The 3,361-nt window shown below is 51.4% G+C and carries 2 protein-coding genes; one reads left to right on the top strand and one right to left on the bottom strand.

What is annotated here, in order from left to right; all coding sequences use genetic code 11:
* The first annotated feature begins 530 nt into the window (after positions 1-530).
* Positions 531-1,742 carry a hypothetical protein gene (locus tag Q0294_RS03440; protein WP_299460949.1) on the top strand — a complete coding sequence of 404 codons (1,212 nt, stop codon included), beginning with the start codon at positions 531-533 and terminating at the stop codon, positions 1,740-1,742.
* Here Q0294_RS03440 and Q0294_RS03445 read toward each other — a convergent pair.
* Positions 1,704-2,531, bottom strand: coding sequence for a dimethylarginine dimethylaminohydrolase family protein (locus Q0294_RS03445; RefSeq protein ID WP_299460951.1), 828 nt, complete (start codon positions 2,529-2,531; stop codon positions 1,704-1,706). The genes Q0294_RS03440 and Q0294_RS03445 overlap by 39 nt on opposite strands.
* Between the last annotated feature and the right edge of the window lie 830 nt (positions 2,532-3,361).

Genomic DNA, 3,361 nt, shown 5'->3' on the forward strand with positions numbered 1-3,361 from the left:
GAAAGTCATGATCATCACGCTTTCTTTGCTTGCTGTCAAGCATATTCGTAAGATTGTTTCCGGGATTATCGGGGTCTAAGTGCCATATTCATCACACTTTGTGTAATTTCGCTCACTCTGACGGTCGAATTACCCGTTTCCCGGCTGAAAAATCACGGCAAAACCGAATCCGCTACCTGCTTCAAAACACGGATCTCTCCAGCTACTTTTGTAAAGCTTTTGATACGTCACTCTGATAATACTGTCAAACAAATGAATCAGCGGTGGCATTGGTGGTTTCTGTTTCCTGTGGCGAATCTGCCCCCTCTCCGCAGATCCGGATTCTGATCGGACTCCAGACTCGTCACCTGGCAAATTCAACTGCCATAACCCTGCTAAATTGTCTGGGAAATTAAGAATTCCCACCCCGGCGACATCCCTGAGGTACAGATCGCCCCCCCGGGCGCACGTTTTGCCCCTGAGTACCTGTTTGACAAACGTCTTTCGCCGCCCGTCGGCTGAATGGCCAGAAAACTCAACCGGGGAAAACCATGCTGCGTCGATCCAGCCATTTATTCATCGCAATCTTCGTCAGTCTGTTTTGTACCGACGTCTTGCACGCCGACGTCAAAATCGAACTGACAAACGGTGATGTTGTCAGCGCGGACCGCATCCAATGGGGCCCGTCGGGCACACTCGTCCTGGAAACAACGAATCAGGGCGATCCGGCGCAACAGAGTTTCCCGCTGGCCGAGATCAAACGCCTCACGATTGGCGACAGTCATTACGATCAGGAAACCATTCAACTGGCGGCAGCGAACCGCGACCGTGTTGAGCACGCACACTATATCTCAACTCAATCTGAGAGACCGGCTGTCGTGACCCCGCTCGCATACCAGACAAATACAGCGTCTCTCCCCCCTTTCGGACTCCAGGCCGAAGTTGAATGTCATTCCGGCTGCAGTCGTGGCGTTGTACTGGGCGTGCATGATGACCCTCTTTCAGCCTACGAACCTCTGGTAAACCAGTATTTTCCTGGGGGAGTCCCCACACTGGAACGCGGGTATGTACTGGCAATGATGCGAAGCTTAGCCGCACAACAGGCCTTCGGCGTCCCGCCTGCACCCGCTGCCTTCCCTGCTCCGCCGGAACAGGCGCCGGTTTCAGGCAAACTGGCAAACATTGTCGTGCAGGCGACTCCTTTGAATACACAGGGAAAAGCAGACTGGAACGCGCTGGCGATTCGGTTGCAAGGCTTTGACCGCCTGGGCAATCCCGCGCGGATTTCGGGAAATGTTCGAATCACTCTGTACGGTCAGCGACAATTATTGCTGCGGGTCTGGAATGAGCAGTTCGCGACAATCCCGATCAAAACCATCTCACTGGCGCAGTGGACCGGCAATTGTTCTGCGACCCCGGAAGCACAGACTCCCCGTATGGGAAACTCATTCGGGGCAGGTCAACCCGATAATCAAACCTGGATTGTGAAATTGCCCGCTCCCCTGCCCGAGCATAATCCGAACCTTTACGCTCTGGGGGAAATCCAGGTAACCCTCGCGGCCCCCGGTCTGGGAACGTTTCAAGCGTCCGCTCCCGCGGTCCCTTTGAAACAGATCTCAGTCGCCGGCGATCTTTCGCTGGTCAATACGGGCTCACGGTTTTTACCGTCCGAGATAACGTCCGAGGGCATCTATCGCATGTCCCGCCTGGGCAACAATGCTCCCTCAAGGCCAAACAGCCGCCCCCTCTCCGTCCAGCCTTAACGTCAGGCATTTGGCGGAGCCGCCCGCTTTGATGAATTCATCCAGAGGCGTGCTATGGGTTGCATATCCCCGTTGATTGAGGTCGGCTTCCAACTGCGGGCACCCCGTATTCATCACAACTGATTTTCCAATCACGACGGCGTTGCAGGCAAACCGCTGCGCTTCCTTCTCAACAACCGGAATCAGGTGCGGGATATGTTCTTTCAACGCGTGTTGCGCATAGTCATCAAAGGCCGGCGGATAATAGATGGCTTCGGTGGCGCTCAAAGGACAGAAGCAGGTATCGAGATGGTAGTAGAATTCGTCGACCAGCTGTAAGGGAATGACCCGGCAGTGCATTTGCTCGGCCACCCATTGCAGCGCCCGGACATGGCTGCGAATGAGATAACCGGCGAATAACGTGTCGCCGCAAAAGAGCGCATCGCCGGCCCCTTCGAAAAACAAACCCTCGGGCATTTCGATCGTTTCAAAGCCGGCTGCTTCAAACCAGTCCCGATCAACGGGCGTTTCCCCCTGCCGGGCTTCGTGTCGAAACAGGGACAGAAAAACGCGGTTTTTCCAGATGAGCCCCGCATTGGCAGTAAATACGAGATCGGGCAGCCCTTTGACGGGTGTCAGTAATTCAATCCGGGCGTTCAATGTCTGCAGAAGCTGATTCAACGCCTCCCACTGCGCCTGGGCGAATTTCGGGTCACTCTGCTGACTGCGACTCATCCACGGATTGATCTCGTACTCAATCCCGTAAAAATCGGGCGGACACATCAAAATCGTGGGAGTCTCGAAGCTCAAGGAATTGCTCTTTCTGTTACCGTAATTGCAGTAGACATCAATTGACTGAAATCAGCCCTTACTCTGAATTATACCACAATGGGGCACCTCTGATTGATTAATTTACGAGATGCAACAGACTGGCGTTGTTTATATAATTGTCTGAGTGTTTCCGGAACCGCATCCATGACCTGCACCATCCATTGCGGATCATACCCGTTCGCTGAAATTCGTTTTTTTGCTACCACGCAAAACACGAACTGACGGATTAAGACCGTCGCTGACCTCTTTTTTGACTCAATCAAAACGAAACCAGGCGCGAATCTGAAAAAAGCTCTGAGGTAAGACCAGTATGGTGAGATCCAAAATTTTATTCTTGATCGCAGTCTGTCTGCTCAGTTTCGTTTTCATTTTTTTGACGAGGGCAGGTGACTACAAATCTCCTTTGAGTTCGTTTGTCGATCACCCGTTGTGGTTCCTGGGCAGTTTCCTGGTTCAGCCGGCGTTTTGTTCTGAACTGTTTCTACAAAAATATTTTGACTTGTCTGCCATCCTGGCGTTTGTGATCAACATTTCATTTTTTACGTACGCAGCCTTTTCACCCTGGATGTCCCGAAAGCCTTTCGTTTTACTTTTCATTCAGAATTATAAAATTGGTCTCGTTCTCAATTTTGGAAATTTTGTGTTAGCCTTGATGCGCTCCGCTTAGGGGAAATAAAAAGGGTCTGCGACACTATATTAATATTCCTACCCCTTTTTCTACCAAGGTAATAGTTATTGATAAGCACGAAATGTTAAGACAATTCTATCCGTGAAAAGTAAGGATAAATCATGTCGACGTTCAGTCAGAT

Origin of the sequence: uncultured Gimesia sp. (assembly GCF_937919775.1) — a bacterium.
Taxonomy (GTDB): domain Bacteria; phylum Planctomycetota; class Planctomycetia; order Planctomycetales; family Planctomycetaceae; genus Gimesia.

Bases quoted from the DNA above. Each gene is read 5' to 3' on its own strand.
- Q0294_RS03440 (WP_299460949.1), top strand. From the start codon at position 531: ATGCTGCGTCGATCCAGCCATTTATTCATCGCAATCTTCGTCAGTCTG.